This is a genomic window from Enterococcus sp. AZ109 (genome assembly GCF_051714625.1).
Taxonomy (GTDB): Bacteria; Bacillota; Bacilli; order Lactobacillales; family Enterococcaceae; genus Enterococcus_A.
The window spans coordinates 2,819,603-2,838,641 of record NZ_JBIOSF010000001.1 but is presented as its reverse complement, the minus strand read 5'-3'; the positions used below and the strand labels follow the sequence as shown (position 1 = coordinate 2,838,641).

Genomic DNA, 19,039 nt, shown 5'->3' with positions numbered 1-19,039 from the left:
AAATCACTCCATTCACACTAGAATTTTTTGCGTTTTCTAGCTGCTTCTGATTTTTTCTTACGTTTCACACTTGGCTTTTCATAAAATTCGCGTTTGCGAGATTCTTGCAGAGTCCCCGCTTTTGAAACGGAACGTTTGAAGCGACGAAGAGCATCGTCAAGAGATTCATTTTTACGAACCACTGTTTTTGACATATAAATTCCCTCCCTCCGAGCTTAAAAAGTAACCGTTTTTGTTATTGAAATGTTCTCTCAAAAACAAGACCGTCCATAAGTCATTATATCGAATGGATAATAGCGAGTCAAGGTACTAAAGAAGTTTTATTTTCTTCACTTTTTCAGACAAACATTTTACAATCTGAACAACGCCCATATAGCTCGAAACGATGTCCATCAATTTGACAATCATCCAGTTGTTCTTTGAAGAAATCCATCGGACACATATGGATTTCTTTTGTTTTTCCACAAACCGTACAAATAAAATGATGATGATGACCAAAGTCTTCACTACAGCTAAAGCGGAACTTCATTTCCCCTTGATAGTCGGTTTCTTCGACAATACCGATTTCACAAAATTCTCTTAAATTTCGATAAACTGTATCGTAACTAAGTCCCGGAAAGCGTTCATTTAAATGTTCATATATTTCTTTTGCAGCGACATAGCGGTTTTTTTTAATTAGATAATCCAATAACGATTCTCTTTTTTTAGTATATTTAAAGCCATTCTCTTTTACTTTTACTAATGCTTTTTCTAATAAAGTTGGTTGTGACACTCTATTTTTCCTCCTGTTTAAACCGTAATGATTCTGAATAAAATTATGGTATAATAAATTATCTTAAAATACAAGGGAGATTCATATGGAAAACGAAAATCAAAACGATCTTGTCACAATCTTTATCATTTCTGATTCAGCAGGTGAAACAGCTTCTAAATTGGCACAAGCTTCCATGGCGCAGTATCCCACTGTAGAATTTTGCCTATTTCGTCGAACGTTTATCAGTTCATCAGAATTATTATTAAAAGCCTTGAAGGACGCCAAGAACGAAAATGCTATGATCATTCATACACTGATTGACCCTAAACTGTCAAAAATAGCGGAAGAGTTTTGTGAACATGCTGGGCTGTTCCACATGGATTTATTAAATCCAGTAGTCAATGAAATCCAACGACGGGCTAATTTAGCGCCTACTTTTGAGCCTGGTGCGCTGCATCATTTAAACGATAACTATTTCAAACGGATCAAAGCCTTGGAATTTGCAGTTAAATACGATGACGGTAAAGATGCACGAGGATTTTTGGAAGCGGATATTGTGTTGCTAGGTGTCTCTAGAACATCTAAGACACCGTTGAGCCTTTTTCTGGCGAACAAGAACTTAAAGGTAGCGAACCTGCCATTGATTCCGCAAGCTCATATCCCAAAGCAATTATTTCAGATCGACCCCAAAAAAATTGTTGGTTTGACTAATGACCCAGAAGTACTTATCAGCATTCGTAAAGAACGTATGCGTGCATATGGTCTTAATCCTGAAACAGCTTATTCCGATCGAGACAAAATTCAGGCAGAATTAGATTTTGCTAATGACTTGTATCAAAAACTAGGCTGTTACGTAGTAAATGTGGCGAACTACTCAATCGAAGAAACTGCTGCAAAAATTATGACAGCTTTGGATTTAGAAGACCATAGTTATTTCTTTATGCAAGACGCTGACGAAGAATAGAAAAAAGCGACCTAGGTTTAAGAAACTGTAGCGACCCCCAAAAGTTAGACCAAAAATCTAACTTTTGGGGGTCGCTACAAACCTAAGTCGCTTTTTAGATTGTTTGGATTTCTACGATTTTTTCCAACTCATACGGTGTAGTTTGATAAACATCATTGATCCAATTATGAAAGAAAAGATAGGCATGGGCGCGCCAGCGATTCGTTACTTTTTCTTCAGTAGATAAATAATAATTTTCTGGCTTTTGTGTATCTAATCCTTTGTCTAGGTCACGCAGGTATTCTCCTTCTAATGTGCCGGAGTCATACTCAAAGTGTCCTAGTAAGAAGACATTATGTCCGTCCTCAGAAAGCAATATAGTAGCCGCCTCTTGCTCATCGCGGGCAATAACTTCAAGTGTACTAGCTGCAACTTGCGCTTCATCAATACCAGTATAGCGAGATTGCGGCATCCAAAAGACATCATCAAATCCACGAAACAAACGATGTTTTGTCAACAATTTTTGAGAAAAAATGCCAAATAGTTTTTCTTCGTACATAACTTTGTCGACTCCGTAATGGTAGTACATACCTGCTTGGGCGCCCCAGCAGATATGGATCACCGAAGTTACATGGGTTTTGCTCCAAGTCATAATCGCTGTTAACTCTTCCCAGTAATCTACTTCTTCAAAAGGCATCTTTTCGATAGGGGCACCAGTAATAATCAACCCGTCGTAACAAGTATCTTTAATTGAAGAAAATTCTAGATAATATTTCTCCAAATGCGTCTTACTCGTATTCCGATGTTCATGAGAAGCTACCTTCATAAAGTCTACATCGATTTGTAAAGGACTTTGACTAATTAACCGCAGTAATTGAATCTCAGTAGCAATTTTATTCGGCATCAAATTTAAGATTAATAATTTCAGCGGTCGAATATCCTGCTGGTTTGCCCGTTGATTATCAATCGCAAAGATATCTTCCCCTTCTAATACTTTTGTAGCTGGAAAATCTGGCTCTAAACGAATAGGCATAACTAACCCTCCAGTTGTTCAAACGCTTGTTTCAAGTCAGCAATAATGTCCGTTACGTTTTCGATTCCACAAGATAAACGAACTAATCCCGGTGAAATACCTGCTTGAGATAGCTCTTCATCACCCATTTGACGGTGAGTTGAAGATGCTGGATGTAAGGCACAGGTTCGGATATCTGCAACATGAACCTCTAATGATACCATTTGCAGTGCATCTAACCATTTAGCCGCAGCTTCTTTTCCTGCAGCAATCTCAAAAGAAATCACGCCACAAAGTCCATTTGGAACATATTTTTGTGCTAACTCATAGCTGTCATCTTGTTTCAGGCCTGGATAAGTTACTTTTTTTACTGCTGCTTGTTCCGTTAAAAACTCTGCAACGGTTAAAGCATTTCGAAAATGACGTTCCATCCGTACAGCTAATGTTTCAATTCCCAAATTTAATAGGAAGGAATTTTGTGGTGAAGGGGTCGCACCAAGATCGCGCATCAATTGTACACGAGCTTTAGTTATATAAGCTGCTGCTCCAAATGCTTCAGTATAAACAATTCCATGATAGGTTTCATCAGGTTCAGATAATTGCGGAAACTTCCCATTGTTCCAGTCAAAATTCCCACCATCAACGATCACGCCACCCGTCTGAACAGCATGTCCATCTAAATATTTTGTCGTACTATGAATGACAATGTTAGCACCAAAATCAATTGGATTGCAGTAATAAGGCGTCGCAAACGTATTGTCGATCAAAAATGGCACATCTAAAGCTTGAGCCAATTGTGCAAATTTTTCAATATCCAATACATGTAAGGCTGGATTTGCAATTGTTTCGGCAAAAATGGCTTTAGTATTTGGTTTTGCAGCCTTTTTCAATTCTTCCAATGATGCTTTTTGATCGACAAAGGTCACTTCAATTCCCATTTTACGTAAGGTATGAGCGAACAAGTTAAATGTACCGCCATAGATATAAGAAGAAGAGATAAAATGATCTCCAGACTCTAGAATGTTCAAAATTGCATAGAAAGTAGCTGCTTGTCCAGAGGCTGTGCATAGTGCACCGACCCCTTTTTCAAGCGCTGCTAATTTTTCTTCAACCGCTCCCGTAGTTGGGTTAGCTAAACGGGTGTAAAAATAGCCGCTTTTTTCTAAATCAAACAATTTACCAATTTCTTCAGTGGAATCATAAGTATAGGTGGTACTTTGTGTAATCGGCAAAACGCGTGGCTCACCATTTCCTGGGGTGTAACCTGCATGAAGACATTTTGTTTCAAATTCCATATTTATTTCCTCCTAAATTGTAGTTGGGTGACGCAAATCTATTTTGGTGATTTTTGTTTTCGAGCTTGATTAATCTAGAGATCTGGCAAAAGTGGTAAAACTGGCTGCTAGCTCCTTTTTAGGTAGTGAATTTTCGTGGAAAATTCATTTTATCTTCGTACGCTTACCATCCTACTAAACTGTTCTGAGCCGATATTAGTCCAAACTTGATTGTTCGAGCTACCTACTTTAATAAACTGCGAAGAGTAAGACTGACCAAAAAAACTTCCGTCCTTCGGTTGAGAAAGGACGAAAGTTTCGTGGTACCACCTTTTTTCATTGGTCTATAACCAATCTTAGTCAGTAATTCTTTTACTGAAAGGCTGTATCGGGCTCTCCCGCAATGATTACTCGCTTCATCATTTGATGCTCCAAGACCATTTTCCAAAAAATCAGGAATACTTCTTTTCAGCTGCCGAAGCTCTCTGGAAATCCTGATTCTTTTGTACTCTTCTTTTCACCGCATTGTATTTAGCTAATATACTTGTAACCCTTCTTGATCAATTGCTAAGATTTCTACCCGTGCATTACTGTCTAATTCTTTCAATCGTTCAGCTACCTGCTTTGATTTATCTGGTGACAGTAAGGTTAACACTGTTGGCCCAGCTCCACTCAAATAGCTGCCATAGCCGCCCATTTCTTGAGTGATGGATCGGATTTCAGTTAGGTGTGGGACCAAATGCTGGCGATGTTTTTCGTGAAATAGATCTTTTTCCATCATCTTACCAGCCAATGGTAAATTACCATTCAAAACAGCAGCAATCATTACATTAGCAATAGAGCTCGCCTTAACTGCTTCCTGATAAGAAAACTCACTTGGTAACACACCTCGGCTAGCGGATGTTAATAATTCCTCATTTGGAATAAAAGCTACCACATCGCATTCTGGGAAGTGGTGTTTGACATATTCCACTTGGTCATCCGCATAACTAGCTACCACAAAGCTACCACAAATTGCTGGGGCAACATTATCTGGATGCCCTTCAATTCCAGTAGCAATCTCTAATTTCTCACGTACAGACAAATTCAGATTGCCTAAGCGATTGGCTAATTCAATCCCTGCTACAATCACTGAAGAGCTGCTCCCGAGTCCTCGAGCTACTGGAATATCTGTTGACATTTTAATTCGATGAGGCATCAATTCTGGCGCAAGTTTTAGGGCGGTTTGAATCAGCAGATTCCTTTCATCTCGGGGGATAGCATCTGACAAATCATGCTCTACTACCCACTGAGTACTAGATGCCCCAATCTCAATCACTAAGTATTGTGAAAGCGCGATCCCGCAAGAGTCAAAGCCTGGACCTAGGTTGGCACTTGTGGCAGGAACGCGGATTTTCATAGCTTAGCCACTCCTTCTTTCAAGTGTTGACGCATATCTTCTAAATCACTCATTTTACTGATTTTCACATCTGTCGCATTGATAGCAGTATCCGGATCTTTCAATCCATTTCCAGTAAACACAGCTACTACTGTTTCGCCTTGTTTGATTTTTCCACTCTTTACGTGTTGGATAACACCGGCAAGTGAAGCGGCTGAACCTGGTTCAACAAAAACACCATCTTGTGCAGCAACTTTGCGGTAAGCGTTCAGAATTTCTTCATCAGTTACTGCATCGATATGTCCATCAGATTCATCTCTAGCAGCTTCGGCTAATTTCCAGCTAGCAGGATTACCAATTCGAATCGCTGTAGCAATTGTTTCAGGCTGTTCAATAACTTCACCGCGGACGATCGCCGCAGCTCCTTCAGCTTCAAAACCATGCATACGAGGTAAAGAAGTGCCTTTTACTTCATGCCATTCTTTGAATCCTTTCCAGTAAGCGGAGATATTCCCAGCATTGCCCACAGGAATTGCTAAAACATCGGGTGCTTTTTCCAATTGTTCACAAATTTCAAAAGCTGCTGTTTTTTGACCTTCTAAACGATAAGGATTTACTGAATTTACTAAGGCAACGGCTTCAGTTTCAGCAATATCTCTTACTGCCTTTAGTGCTTCGTCAAAGTTTCCAGGAATTGAGATAATATCTGCTCCATAGATGATTGCTTGAGCTAATTTACCCATAGCAATTTTTCCATCTGGAATAACTACATAAGCTTTAATACCTGCGCGCGTTGCATAAGCCGCCGCAGCTGCACTAGTATTCCCTGTGGACGCACAAATGATTGCTTTTGCTCCATCTTCAACGGCTTTAGCCACAGCCATTACCATGCCTCGATCTTTAAATGATCCAGTTGGGTTCAAGCCTTCATATTTACCATACAACGTAATACCTAATTCTTTAGATAAATTGTGTAACGGAATTAATGGCGTGTTTCCTTCAGCTAGCGATAACATCGGTGTTTTGTCTGTAATTGGTAAATACTCTTGGTATTGTTTTAATAATCCTTCATACATAGTGGCTATTCCCCCATCACTTTCATTGTTGATAACAACTCAAAGTTCGTTTTTTCTGCGATATCTTTTTGGATTTGATTCATGGTTGTTTCTGACATTTTATGAGTAATTACGACAACACGCGCATTTTCTACCTGAGCTTTTTCTTGAACGACCTGCTCAAGGCCAGCACCCGCATTTGCCATGATTTCAGCTAATTGTAAAAATTGACCTGTTTCATCTGGCATTTTTAATGATAAGAAGTATTTACTAACGATTTCTTCTGGTGGTGTCAACTGAGTCGGCTGTGTGTATTCACTGAAGCGATGACCAATTGTACCTAGTTGAATTTTATTCACGATTGTCATTAAATCGGCTACAATACTTGTTGCTGTAGGTCTTGAGCCTGCTCCTGGTCCGTAGTACATTGACTCACCGATACCAGAGCTTTTCACAAAAACAGCATTAAACTCGTTATGAATAGAAGCTAATGGATGATCGTTTGGTACTAAAACGGGGCCAACTTCGGCTGCAATGCTGCCATTTTTCTTCATGGTAGAACCAATTAACTTAACGGTATAGCCTAAGCGATCAGCTGCTGTTACATCTTTTCCGGATAAGCCACGGATTCCTTTAACTTTTACTTGGTCCATTGTAATGGTCATACCAAAAGCAAATTTACTTAAAATGACCATCTTGTACGCAGCATCGATCCCATCGACGTCATTAGTCGGATCACTTTCGGCAAAGCCTAATTCTTGTGCTTGCTTCAAGGCAGTGTCATAGTCCATCTGCTCAGTTACCATTTTAGTTAACATGTAATTAGTAGTTCCATTAACAATTCCAAGCACCTCTTGAATATCATCGGCGGCTAAACTATTGGCTATCGTACGTAAAATAGGAATACCACCAGCTACACTTGCTTCATAGTATAAATTGCGCTTTTGTTCATGAGCTAAAGATGCTAGTTCACTACCATGTTGTGCTAATAAGTCTTTATTCGCCGTGACTACGTGTTTGCCAGCTTTCAGAGATTCAGCAATAAACGTTTTTGCAGGTTCAATTCGTCCCATTACTTCCACTACAATGTCGATTTCAGGATCTTCAATAATATCTGTCAGTTCATGTACTAGTTGAAGATTATATTTTTTCGCTAAATCCTCTTTGTCTTCAGTAGGGCGAACCAACGCTTTTGCTACAGTTAACGGACACCCAATGCTTTTTTCAATTTTTTCCTGATGGTCTGCCAAAATTTCCAAAACGCCCGTACCTACGACACCTAAACCTAATAACCCTACTTTAACTGGTTTTTCCATAATTCGCCTCCAATGATTGCACAAAGATTAAACGTGTTTCATCATATTTTAATATAGTTTGTGTCTTAGTATAACTAAAATAGCTAAAAAAAACTAGTGATTTTCCAAGAAAAGTGGAAAATCACTAGTTGACTTAATGATGAGAGACGTGGCGGAAAGTTTGGTCCAAGATATCTAAGACATGATGGTCATCTAAACTATACAACATCGCTTTTCCATCTCGCCGTGCTTTGACTAAACGATTGTCCCGCAACAGCTTTAATTGATGCGAAACAGCAGATTGCTCCATCGCTAAATTTTCACTGATTGAAGAAACATTACGTTCTCCTTGTTTCAAATACAATAAAATTCGTAAACGAGTGGGCTCACTCAAAACTTTAAACAACTGACTCACTGCTTGAATTTCAGTTTCTTGTGTGGTCATTCTAAGGAAGTCTCCTACTCTGTAATTTGACGAATAGCTGCTTCAAAGGCTGCTAGTTTGTCTGCTGCTTCTTCTTGGGAGGCGGCTTTTACTCCAATGTAGAATTTGATTTTTGGTTCTGTACCAGAAGGACGGATAGCTAACCACGTCGCATCCTCTAATGTATATTTTAATACATTTGAAGAAGGCATATTAATTGGTCTACTTGTTCCATTATTATCAGTAGACTGTTGAGCTAAGAAGTCTTCAGTCAGTACAACGGGTACATCAGCAAATTCTGTTGGTGCTTGATTACGCAAGCCTTCTAAAATCTCTTTGATCTTAGCAGCACCTTCTGCTCCGCTTAAAGTGACAGAAATAGTCTTTTCAGCAAAGTAACCATATTCATCAAAGATTTCTTGTAAGCCATCATATAATGTTTTGTCCTGCTTCTTATAATAAGCAGCTACTTCAGCTAATAGAAGCAATGCTTGAATCGCATCTTTATCACGAACGAATGGTTTAATTAAGTAACCATAGCTTTCTTCAAAACCAAACATGAAGGTATGGGAACCATCTTCTTCGTACTGTTGAATTTTTTCAGCAATGAATTTGAAGCCAGTTAACACATCAACCATTTCGGTATTGTAAGCTTTAGCAATAGCTGTAGGCAGTTCACTAGAAACGATCGATTTCAACACTGCTGCGTTCTCTGGTAAACTACCCGCTTGTTTGTGGGCTTCTAAAATGTAACGAATCAAGATAGCACCAATTTGATTTCCAGTTAACACTTGGTATTCACCATTAGGCATCCGTACAGCAGCACCTAGACGGTCAGCGTCTGGATCAGTCGCAATCAATAAATCAGCGCCTTCTTCTTTACCTAGCTTGATCGCATACTCAAAGGCTGAGTGCTCTTCAGGGTTTGGTGATTTAACGGTAGAAAAATCAGGATCAGCGATTGCTTGCTCAGGCACTAGCATATATTGTTCAAAACCAGCTTGTTTCAATGCCTTTTCCCCTAGCATAGTTCCCGTACCATGCAATGGTGTATATACTAATTTAAGACTTTTACCCATTTCCGCTACTAACTCGTGGTCAATCGTTACTGCTTTGATTTCTTCTAAGTAAGCAGCATCTACCTCTTCACCAATAACAGTAATTAACTCACTGTTTTCATCCGCTAAAACTTCAACTTCTAGAGGATTTTCAACTGAACGCACAAATTCAGTCAATGCATCCGCATCTTCTGGCGGCATTTGTCCCCCATCTTCTCCATAAACTTTATAGCCATTATATTCAGCTGGGTTGTGAGAAGCCGTGATCATGATTCCAGTAAAGGCATTCAAATGACGAACGGCAAAAGAAAGCTCTGGTGTTGGTCGTAGACTTTCAAATACATAAGAAGGGATACCGTGAGCTGCCAATGTTCGAGCTGCTTCCATCGAAAATTCAGGAGACATGTGACGAGAATCGTAAGCAATCGCTACACCACGTTTTTTGGTTGCTTCGTCCTGAGTATCCATGAATCGAGCCAAGCCTTCAGTTGCCTGACGGATGGTGAAGATATTCATACGGTTGGTTCCTGGTCCTAATATACCACGCATACCAGCCGTACCAAACTCTAATGACGTATAAAAAGCATCTTGTTTTAATTCAGCGTTTTCATTAAGCGCTTTTAATTCCTGTTGCATTTTTTCATCCAGTTTATCGGAATTCTTCCATTGTTCATACACTTGTTCCCAAGACATGAAGGACACCTCTTTCATTTTTTCTTACCTTTTAAGTATACCATCCTTGTTATATTCAGCAAACAAAAAACGTGAAATTTGGGCAAAAAAAGAAGAGTGTCGTAAGCGACACTCATTATTTATTGCCTTCTATATACTTATAAACCTGTTGACCGGCAATACCACCCTCACCAACAGCTGTAGTGATCTGACGCAAATCCTTTTCACGGGCATCACCAATAGCGAAGACACCTGGAATAGACGTTTTCATTTCCTTATCAGTTTCAATCCAGCCAGCTTCATTAGTAATTCCACTATTTTTGAAAGGCTCAGTTAATGGTTCCAGTCCTACGTAAATGAACAAACCATTCGCCGGTTCTTCATGAACTTCGTCAGTTTTCATATTACGGATTTTAGCTCCGGTTACGACCATGTCATTACCAACAATTTCTTCTACTACACTATCCCAGATAAATGAAATTTTTTCGTTAGCAAACGCACGATCTTGGATGATCTTTTGCGCACGTAACTCATCACGACGATGGACAATGGCAACTTCTGAAGCAAAGCGAGTTAAGTAGATCGCTTCTTCTACCGCAGAGTCGCCTCCGCCAACAACTAATAACCGTTTATTTCGGAAAAAGGCACCATCACAAACTGCACAGTAAGAAACTCCGCGACCAGCAAATTGTTCTTCTCCAGCTACCCCTAATTTACGGTGCACACAACCTGTCGCAATAATAATTGTTTTTGCTTGATAACTTTTATCCTCAGTTATTACTTCTTTGTAATCACCATGGTCCTTAATCTCTTGTACAATGCCATACGCATTTTCTGTTCCGAATTTTTCTACATTCTCATACATTCTTTGAGCCAGTTCAGGTCCCATAATAGAATCAAAACCAGGATAATTCTCTACTTCAGCTGTATTGTTCATTTGTCCGCCTGGCGCACCGCGCTCAATCATTAAGACTGACAAATTCGAACGTGATGCATACAAGGCTGCTGTCATCCCAGCAGGACCAGCACCAATAATAATTACGTCGTACATTCAAATCCCCCCATTTTCTTCACTTTACTGCTACAACTAGATTCTGTCGAGTTATTTGCTTACAAAAGGTTTGTAAAAATCATTTATATAGCTGTTTTGATTTCAAAAAAGAAGGGCAACCATCAAAAGATAGTTGTCCTTAGCTTAATTAATTTTGATTTTTCATTTGCTGCATCATTTGACGAATTTTCTTCTCTGAAGGTTTTTGACCCATCGACATCATCATCTGACGCAACATATCCTCGTTAATTGGAGGGTTCTTTTTCAAGTAATCTTTCATCCAGTTTCTCGCTAAGAAGAAACCACCTACAGCGCCCAATATTGCGGCAATGACTGCAATCAACACAACAATTCCTGTTGATACCATTTTATCGCTCCTCTCTTTTGACATTCGCTACATATTTTACTAGAAGTTCTCCTAAAAGAAAAGGTATTTCCCGAAACTTGACAATCTCCTTAGAATATCGCTCTTTTTTATACACTGTTCCCATTGTTGGCAACAATCATTTGCTCAGCCAGTTTGCTGTTTTTATCGACTAACGCTTGATAAAGTTGATTATGTAATCGAGTATTATCTTGGTAATCGGCAACTTTAAGCATCTGTCCACTTAAATATAAGCGGATAGCTTCTTCTATTTCGTTATACCACTTCACCAGAAACGGATTACCCGCTAATTCGATAATTTTTTTATGGAATTTCATGTCTGCAAGGACATATTCAGAAAATTTGCCTGCTTCTACTAGTTGATTTCGTTGAAAAAGTATTTCTTTTAACTGCAACATCTCTTCAACCTTTGTATCTTGTCGAACGATTAAATGAACAGCTTGGATCTCAAGCATTTGACGAGCCGTCAATAACTCTTCAGTAGAATACTTGTTACTGAAGTTGGGATTTTTTATATAGGTTCCTGATCCTTGTCGCACATCTAATACGTCGGAAAAGGATAGTATTTTCACTGCCTCTCTCAAAGTTGATCGACCTACCCCTAATTGTTCAGCTAAATCGGCTTCTTTTGGCAATTTTTGTCCTATTTCATACTTTTCCCTTTGGATGTATGCCCGCAGTTCACTAATGGTCTGATTGACTAACCCTCTTTTATTTGACATCTTGCTTATCACCTTCTAATAAATTTCCCACCAATAACAGTAATCCTGCACCAATTAATAAGAACCAATAAAGACTTGTCATGCTATTGGTCAGGTCAATTATACTACCAATTAACATGGGACTAATTCCGCCGATAATATAGCCAAAAGCTTGCACTATACTAGCATACACACTAGCTTGCGATGCATTTTGACTTTCTTGAATCGGAAGCAGCATCGCAATTGGGAAAAATCCGCCTGTAGCAACAGCTGCCAATAAAATACTCACTATCAGCATAAAGAGTTTATCCGTGAAAAGCAACATCAAGGCAGAAATGAACAAACAAAAACAACAGCGAGTAATCCATTGTTTCGTTGAACCAGTCTTATCCATTAATGCTGGAATCAGAAAGCTACTGAGCATTTGTACGGCAGTAAAAGTTGTCAATAACGTAATACTTGTCACTTGAGAGATCCCTTTAGCTGCTAGTCCAGAAGTAATCCAAGTAGTAAATCCGTAAAAAACACCTGATTGGATACCGAAAAACATTGCCAACTTCCATAGCTTAAGATCCTTTAAATAGAAATGCTGCTGTTGGTTTACGGCTGGAACTCCTGATGGCTCGTTGATACTTAATTTCCAAATTACGCCACTAATTAATGCAATTCCTCCCCATATTGCTAAAGCATTCCACCATTGCCCATTAAAGAAACGTGTCAGCGGCAACATTAAACTAGATGCACTAACTGATCCTAAGCCCATACTTAATGAATACACACCAATTAATAAACCAGCTTTTGCTGGAAAAATTTCTTTAATAAACCCTGACAGCAATGGACCTATCAACGCAATCGAGCAGCCAATGAATAAAGTTGTAATGATTAATCCGACAAAATTATGAAGCAGCCCTCTACTCAAAGTGGCCAATCCTAAAAGAAGTAGAAAAACAAAGATCCCGTTGTTCCTACCAATCCTTCTTTGAACAAAGGAGACAAAAAAAGCCAATACTCCCATACAGATGACGGGAATACTTGTCAATAAACTAGCACTAAAGTTCGATAATCCCAACGTACCTTGGATAAAAGATAATATTGGCGGCACGCTAGAAATTCCTAGCCGCAAGTTAAAAGCGACTAAAAAGATTAAACATACCATTTTTTTCTGAGTCATAAAATCCCTCCTACTAATTCATCTGATGTATCCAAATTCATCATATCATTTACCGAAAGATTTGCCAATAGAAAAAGCAAATGCTGCATATGCAGCACTTGCTTTAATTTTTATTCTTCATTCAATTCAGGGAAAGCTTCACTATCAAATTTCTGGGCTTTAAACATAGCGATCTCTTTCCCATAAGGTGCATAAGCTGATTTCTTATCTTTACCAACATAAGGTGTTTCCAGTATTTTAGACACCGTTGCAAAGCGTTCATCGTGGACAATCTTATTTAACGCATCAAAACCGATCGTTCCATAGCCGATATTAGCATGGCGGTCTTTTCGTGCCCCCATAGGATTTTTGGAATCATTAATGTGTAGAACCTTCAATCGATCCAACCCGATGATTCGATCAAACTCTTCCATTACACCATCAAAATCATTCTTAACATCATAACCAGCATCATTGGTATGGCAAGTATCAAAGGTAACAGATAATTTATCATTTAAAGTTACACCGTCAATAATATAGGCTAGTTCCTCAAAAGTTTTTCCAACCTCAGTCCCTTTGCCTGCCATTGTTTCCAAAGCAATTTGGGCTTTTTGCTCTTTTGTTAGTACTTCATTTAACCCTTTAATGATTTGATTCATCGCAACTTCTTCACCGGCACCTACATGAGCGCCGGGATGAAGTGTAATTTGGGTGGCACCCAACGCCTCTGCGCGCATGATTTCTTCTCGTAAGAATTGTACCGCAAAACCAAACATTTCAGGTTTAGTCGTATTGCCTAAATTGATGATGTATGGAGCATGCATGACAATATTGGATAAACCATGTTCTCTCATAAACGCTTCCCCTGCCGGAATGTTCATTTCCTCGACTGGTTTACGTTTAGTATTTTGCGGTGCTCCGCTATAAATCATAAAAGTAGATGCGCCATAGCTAGCAGCTTCTTGCGCCGCCCCCAGCAACATCTCTTTGCCTTTCAAACTGACATGAGAGCCGATTAACATCATTTACTTCACTCCTAATTTCTAATGTTTAAACTACCAATAACAGAATTGCAGTCATTAACGGTAAGCTGATTAAAAAACTGATGGATGAGGTGAACCCCACCACTTCCGCACGAGCACCTGCTTTCACGCTGTTTACTACGCCAAACGTTGTCAACGGTCCTAACGAAACTAAGCACAATACAATCTTAATAGTAGAAGGTAAAGGTAACAAGGCGATGATCACTGCAATTATTCCGCCAAATATGTATTTGATCGCTAATGTTCGAACTACTATTACTAAATCACTTTTTGGCAGACGTAATTCTAAAAACAATCCAATCATAAACATGGATAAAAATGTGTTGGCATTTGCTATCGGCTGAATCATGTCTACCCAACGCATAGGAATTTCGATAGAAAAACTACGTATAACCAGCATAATTAAATAGCATAGAAACGGCACTGAACGTGACAGTCGTTTTCCAATTTTTAGAATACTGGGTCTTTCTTTACTCGCACCACTGATTGTTTCGATTACAACCGTCGAACCACCCGCTAGCATGATGCTATTGCCAATATCAAAAATAGACATTGCTGGAATCGCTTGCGGCAAAAAGCTTTGAAGAAATGGCAAGGCGAAATTACCAATGTTATACCCTGAAACACTATACATAGTAAGCTCACGTTCAACCGCTGGATGCTTTTTAGATAAAAAAGCGCCAATCCCAATCATCACAATATTCATGACAATTCCCGCTACTATTAACAATAGTAAGTTAGTGGCAATATCCAAGCGCGACAAATTAATAATAATCGCAGCTGGCAGCGTAATATTGATCACAATCATAGACAGCGTTGTTCCGTCTGCTTTGCTTAACAGGTTAACCCGTTTAGTTAAGAAGCCCAGAAACACAATCAAAAACAGTCCCAACGAATTCCATAAAATAGTTGTCATTTTTACTCCTTATAAAAGAGTTGGCTAAACCCGAAGATTTAGCCAACCATCTGCTTAAAACTGCAACATAAAATATTTTTTCTTCCCACGACGAATTACGACAAAGGCATCAGCCAATTTGTCCTCTTCAGTTAACACGTAAGCCAAATCTTGTACCCGATCACCATTTACGTAGATAGCGCCGTTAGTGATATCTTCTCTTGCTTGACGTTTAGAGTTTTCGATGCCGGCCGTAATCAAAATTTCCACCAAACTCAAATCATCTTCAGCTTTTACTTGGTAGCTTTTAACATCTTTAAAGCCTTGTTTGATTTCGTCAGCAGTTAATTTTTTTACATCTCCGCTAAACAATGCTTCGGAAATGCGAACCGCTTGTTCATACGCTTCTTCGCCATGAACTAACGTGGTTACTTCCTTAGCTAAGGTGCGTTGTGCTAAACGTTTTTCTGGTGCTTCGGCAAATTCTTTTTCAATCGCAGCAATTTCTTCCAATGATAAGAAGGTGAAGTATTTCAAGAATTTCACTGCATCACGGTCATCCGTATTAATCCAGAATTGATAAAACTCGTAAGGAGAAGTCTTTTCAGCATCAAGCCAAACCGCATTCCCTTCAGTTTTACCGAATTTTGTACCATCAGCTTTAGTGATCAACGGCATGGTTAAACCAAAAGCTTGTGCTTCTTTTTCTCGACGGATCAGTTCAATTCCTGAGGTAATATTGCCCCACTGATCACTGCCGCCTAGCTGCAGCTGGCAGCCGTAACGTTCAAATAATTGAAGGAAATCGTAGGCCTGCAGCAACTGATAAGCAAACTCAGTGTAAGAAATCCCCGTTTCAATTCGGCGTTTCACACTTTCTTTACTCATCATGTAGTTAATCGTGAAGTTTTTACCGACATCTCGTAAAAAATCGATCAAAGAAACTTCTCCCAACCATTCGTAGTTATTCGCTACAATTGCTGGGTTTTCTTTACTTTCAAAATCAATGATTCCTGAAAGCTGATCTTTAATACTTTGTGACCACGCTTTAACCGTATCTAATGTATTCAATTGACGCTCTGCATCTTTAAATGATGGGTCGCCAATCATACCAGTCCCACCGCCAACTAAAGCAATAGGCACATGACCATTTTGTTGGAATCTACGCAAAGTCAATACAGGCAACAAATGTCCAATATGCAGGCTGTCAGCAGTTGGATCAAATCCAATATATAATTTGACAGACTCTTCATTTAATTGTTTTTTTAAGGCTTCTTCGTCTGTGACCTGAAAGACCAAGCCACGGTCTTTTAGTTCCTGAAAAAAGTCTGAACTCATTTTTTTCTTCCTCCTCAAAGTTGTATACTTCCTCATATTAACTGAAAAAATGGTGAATTAAAAGATGTAAGATTCAAAATGACTACGATTATTTGAAGTTTTGATTACAATATCGTCAAGTGCTTGTTATGAGCGCTTAATCTTTGCTATAATTCAACAGAATTATATTGAGAATCGATGGGGTGAACTTCTTGGCTCACAAGAAAAAAATGAAAAAGAAAAAACCTGCAGCTGCAAAAAATTTGGCAGGCGCTTCTTTTTATATTAATGTCACATTAAGGGTAATAAAATCGTTATTCGTCGGCTTTATCCTTGTCCTATTTTTAGGAGGAATGCTGGCATTAGGTATCGGTGCAGGCTATTTTGCTTATTTAGTAGAAGGCACATCTACACCAACCAAAGAAGAAGTTAAACAGACAGTTGGGGATATCACTGAAGCTTCTAAACTGCTTTATGCTGACAATAAGGAAATTGCCACCATCAGTGCCGATCCTATTCGACAAAAAGTTGACACAGATGAAATTTCTCCTTGGGTCAAAAAAGCGATCGTTGCAACCGAAGATGAGTATTTTTACGAACATCATGGGGTCGTTCCTAAAGCCGTCTTGCGTGCATTGATTAGTGAAGTCAGCGGATTTGGCAGCGGATCTGGTGGGTCAACTTTGACACAGCAATTAATCAAGCAACAAGTACTAACTAGCGAAACATCGTTCAAACGAAAAGCCAATGAAATTGTATTGGCGTTAGACGTAGAAAAGTATTTAAGCAAAGATGAAATCTTAACTGCTTATCTGAACGTCTCACCATTTGGTCGTAATAACAAAGGTCAAAATATTGCTGGTGTAGAAGAGGCCGCAATGGGTATTTTTGGTGTTCATGCTCAGGAACTAAACTTGCCTCAAGCTGCATTTATTGCAGGGTTGCCACAAAGTCCTATCGTGTATAGTCCTTACACTAACACAGGTGATTTGAAAGAAGATTATTCAATTGGGTTAGATCGTAAAAACAACGTGCTTTTCAATATGTATCGTGAAAAAATAATTTCTCAACAAGAATATGAAGAAGCCTTAAATTATGATCTGGCACAAGACTTTCAACCTCGAGAAGAAATTGAAGATGAACAGCGTGGTTTTTTATACTACACTATTTACAATGAGGCTGTCAGTATTCTGGCTAAACAACAAGCAACTCAAGACGGAGTCAGCGAAAGCGATTATGAACAAGACGATGTTCGCAATCGTTATGTAGAACAAGCCAGAGTGAAAATTCAAAATCAAGGGTTAACTGTGCAATCAACGATTGATAAAAACATTTACGATGCTATGCAACTTTCAGCAGCTGAATATGGGCAATATCTTGACAATGGCTCTGGAACCCCAATTGAAACAGGAAATATTTTAATGGATAACCAAACAGGTCGAATTTACGGCTTTGTTGGTAGTCGCGATTACAGTACTAACCAAAACAACCATGCCTTTGACACATTAAGGCAACCGGGTTCTTCTATTAAACCTCTTTTGGTTTACGGACCAGCTATTGATCAAGGATTGATTGGAAGTGGTTCCCGAATTGCTGATTTCCCGATGAAGTACCAACGTGGTGAAAACGCTGGAAAAGAATTGAGAAATGCAACAGGCGAAGGTTCAAAGACTTTCCAAACGACACGAGAAGCTCTAGTTGAATCCACTAATATTCCAGCTTATCATGTATATCAAGAGTTGCTGACAGAAAAAGGCTCTGAGCAGTTTGTTTACGAGAACTATTTGAAGAAAATGAATTATCAAGCATCTAGTGATTGGGGAGTGGAATCTGCGCCGTTAGGTACAGTAATAACTAGTACCCTAACACAAGTCAATGGCTTCCAGGCACTAGCTAATGAAGGTGTGTATCAAGAAGGTTACTTAATCGAATCGATTACCGATAGTACTGGAAAAGAAATCTATAAGCATCAAGAAAATCCGGTACAAGTTTATTCCAAAGCTGCAGCAACAATCATGACTGACATGATGCGCAGTGTCGTCAATGAACAAGAAACTACACCATTTAAATCATTGCTCAGCGGCGTTAACTATACATTAAGTACCGCCGATTGGGTAGGTAAAACAGGGACAACAGATAATTATGCAGATAATTGGCTGATTGTTTCTACCCCTTCAGTTACATTAGGCAGTTGGACTGGACGAGATGACAATCAACCGATGGACAGCAATGCCGGAAACCGGACAGCCACTTATATGGCCTATCTAGCCGGGCGCATTTACAGTGTGAATCCAAGTGTATTTGGAGTCAATGAAGATTTCGAGTTATCTGATGACGTCAAGAAGGAAAAAGTATCAACCTTTACTGGACTAAAACCAGGTCGTGTCACACATGAAGGAACTACTTACCAAGTACCAAGTGGCGAATCTGACTCCTTGTGGGCGAAAGATGGACCAGCAGATAACACCTACAAATTTGGTATAGGTGGTACAGATAGTAACTACGAAGATTACTGGGATACACGTCGTTCTAGCCGTAACAATAATAATGCTACAACGAACAATAATACCACATACAACAATAATAATAATAACAACGATGATTGACCGAATAAACAAAGACCGAAAGCAAG

General features: G+C 39.1%; 18 protein-coding genes and 1 other annotated feature. Of the genes, 2 read left to right on the top strand and 16 right to left on the bottom strand.

Annotation, left to right across the window (positions count from 1 at the left end; translation table 11 throughout):
* Positions 1 to 17: 17 nt before the first annotated feature.
* Entirely contained in the window at positions 18 to 194 is a 177-nt protein-coding gene (rpsU, locus tag IGI42_RS13965) for a 30S ribosomal protein S21 (protein ID WP_002356740.1), read from the bottom strand.
* Positions 195 to 337: 143 nt separating this feature from the next.
* Positions 338 to 772: a Fur family transcriptional regulator gene (locus tag IGI42_RS13960; protein ID WP_438716470.1), complete on the bottom strand. Its 435-nt coding sequence runs from the start codon at positions 770 to 772 to the stop codon at positions 338 to 340.
* A gap of 85 nt (positions 773 to 857) precedes the next feature.
* Between IGI42_RS13960 and IGI42_RS13955 the strand changes: the two genes are divergently transcribed.
* Positions 858 to 1,718 (top strand): pyruvate, water dikinase regulatory protein, encoded by an 861-nt coding sequence (locus IGI42_RS13955; RefSeq protein WP_438716469.1) that lies wholly within the window; start codon positions 858 to 860, stop codon positions 1,716 to 1,718.
* Between the two features lie 94 nt (positions 1,719 to 1,812).
* On the opposite strand, the gene IGI42_RS13950 is transcribed toward IGI42_RS13955, so the two are convergent.
* The 14 genes from IGI42_RS13950 to tyrS all read right to left on the bottom strand — a co-directional run bounded on the left by IGI42_RS13950 (position 1,813) and on the right by tyrS (position 16,428).
* On the bottom strand, positions 1,813 to 2,730 hold the full coding sequence (locus IGI42_RS13950; RefSeq protein WP_438716468.1) for a homoserine O-succinyltransferase: 918 nt from the start codon (positions 2,728 to 2,730) through the stop codon (positions 1,813 to 1,815).
* 2 nt (positions 2,731 to 2,732) lie between these two features.
* Positions 2,733 to 4,004, bottom strand: a complete 1,272-nt coding sequence (locus tag IGI42_RS13945; RefSeq protein WP_438716467.1) for an O-acetylhomoserine aminocarboxypropyltransferase/cysteine synthase family protein — start codon at positions 4,002 to 4,004, stop codon at positions 2,733 to 2,735.
* A 281-nt stretch (positions 4,005 to 4,285) separates the two neighbouring features.
* Positions 4,286 to 4,513 (bottom strand) — a binding site (T-box leader).
* A gap of 5 nt (positions 4,514 to 4,518) precedes the next feature.
* Positions 4,519 to 5,382 (bottom strand): homoserine kinase, encoded by an 864-nt coding sequence (gene thrB, locus IGI42_RS13940; RefSeq protein WP_438716466.1) that lies wholly within the window; start codon positions 5,380 to 5,382, stop codon positions 4,519 to 4,521.
* Complete coding sequence (gene thrC, locus IGI42_RS13935) at positions 5,379 to 6,437, bottom strand: threonine synthase (protein WP_438716465.1); 1,059 nt, start codon at positions 6,435 to 6,437, stop codon at positions 5,379 to 5,381. Before thrC ends, thrB begins: the two co-directional genes overlap by 4 nt.
* Positions 6,438 to 6,442: 5 nt before the next feature.
* A complete protein-coding gene (locus IGI42_RS13930; RefSeq protein WP_438716464.1) occupies positions 6,443 to 7,732 on the bottom strand; it encodes a homoserine dehydrogenase in 1,290 nt (429 codons plus the stop codon).
* 133 nt (positions 7,733 to 7,865) lie between these two features.
* A complete protein-coding gene (locus tag IGI42_RS13925; RefSeq protein ID WP_438716463.1) occupies positions 7,866 to 8,156 on the bottom strand; it encodes an ArsR/SmtB family transcription factor in 291 nt (96 codons plus the stop codon).
* Positions 8,157 to 8,170: 14 nt separating this feature from the next.
* Complete coding sequence (locus IGI42_RS13920) at positions 8,171 to 9,886, bottom strand: phospho-sugar mutase (RefSeq protein WP_438716462.1); 1,716 nt, start codon at positions 9,884 to 9,886, stop codon at positions 8,171 to 8,173.
* 115 nt (positions 9,887 to 10,001) lie between these two features.
* Positions 10,002 to 10,916, bottom strand: coding sequence for a thioredoxin-disulfide reductase (gene trxB, locus IGI42_RS13915; RefSeq protein ID WP_438716461.1), 915 nt, complete (start codon positions 10,914 to 10,916; stop codon positions 10,002 to 10,004).
* A gap of 148 nt (positions 10,917 to 11,064) precedes the next feature.
* Entirely contained in the window at positions 11,065 to 11,283 is a 219-nt protein-coding gene (locus tag IGI42_RS13910; protein WP_438716460.1) for a YneF family protein, read from the bottom strand.
* A gap of 107 nt (positions 11,284 to 11,390) precedes the next feature.
* The gene (locus tag IGI42_RS13905) at positions 11,391 to 12,023 is read right to left on the bottom strand and encodes a FadR/GntR family transcriptional regulator (protein ID WP_438716459.1); all 633 of its coding nucleotides are present in this window, start codon (positions 12,021 to 12,023) and stop codon (positions 11,391 to 11,393) included.
* Complete coding sequence (locus IGI42_RS13900) at positions 12,013 to 13,173, bottom strand: MFS transporter (protein WP_438716458.1); 1,161 nt, start codon at positions 13,171 to 13,173, stop codon at positions 12,013 to 12,015. Before IGI42_RS13900 ends, IGI42_RS13905 begins: the two co-directional genes overlap by 11 nt.
* A gap of 110 nt (positions 13,174 to 13,283) precedes the next feature.
* Positions 13,284 to 14,174 carry a deoxyribonuclease IV gene (locus IGI42_RS13895; protein ID WP_438717051.1) on the bottom strand — a complete coding sequence of 297 codons (891 nt, stop codon included), beginning with the start codon at positions 14,172 to 14,174 and terminating at the stop codon, positions 13,284 to 13,286.
* Positions 14,175 to 14,202: 28 nt separating this feature from the next.
* Positions 14,203 to 15,111: an AEC family transporter gene (locus IGI42_RS13890; RefSeq protein ID WP_438716457.1), complete on the bottom strand. Its 909-nt coding sequence runs from the start codon at positions 15,109 to 15,111 to the stop codon at positions 14,203 to 14,205.
* 54 nt (positions 15,112 to 15,165) lie between these two features.
* Entirely contained in the window at positions 15,166 to 16,428 is a 1,263-nt protein-coding gene (gene tyrS / locus IGI42_RS13885) for a tyrosine--tRNA ligase (RefSeq protein WP_438716456.1), read from the bottom strand.
* 209 nt (positions 16,429 to 16,637) lie between these two features.
* Here tyrS and IGI42_RS13880 point away from each other — a divergent pair, with 209 nt between their 5' ends.
* Positions 16,638 to 19,013, top strand: coding sequence for a transglycosylase domain-containing protein (locus IGI42_RS13880; protein WP_438716455.1), 2,376 nt, complete (start codon positions 16,638 to 16,640; stop codon positions 19,011 to 19,013).
* The last annotated feature ends 26 nt before the right edge of the window (positions 19,014 to 19,039 follow it).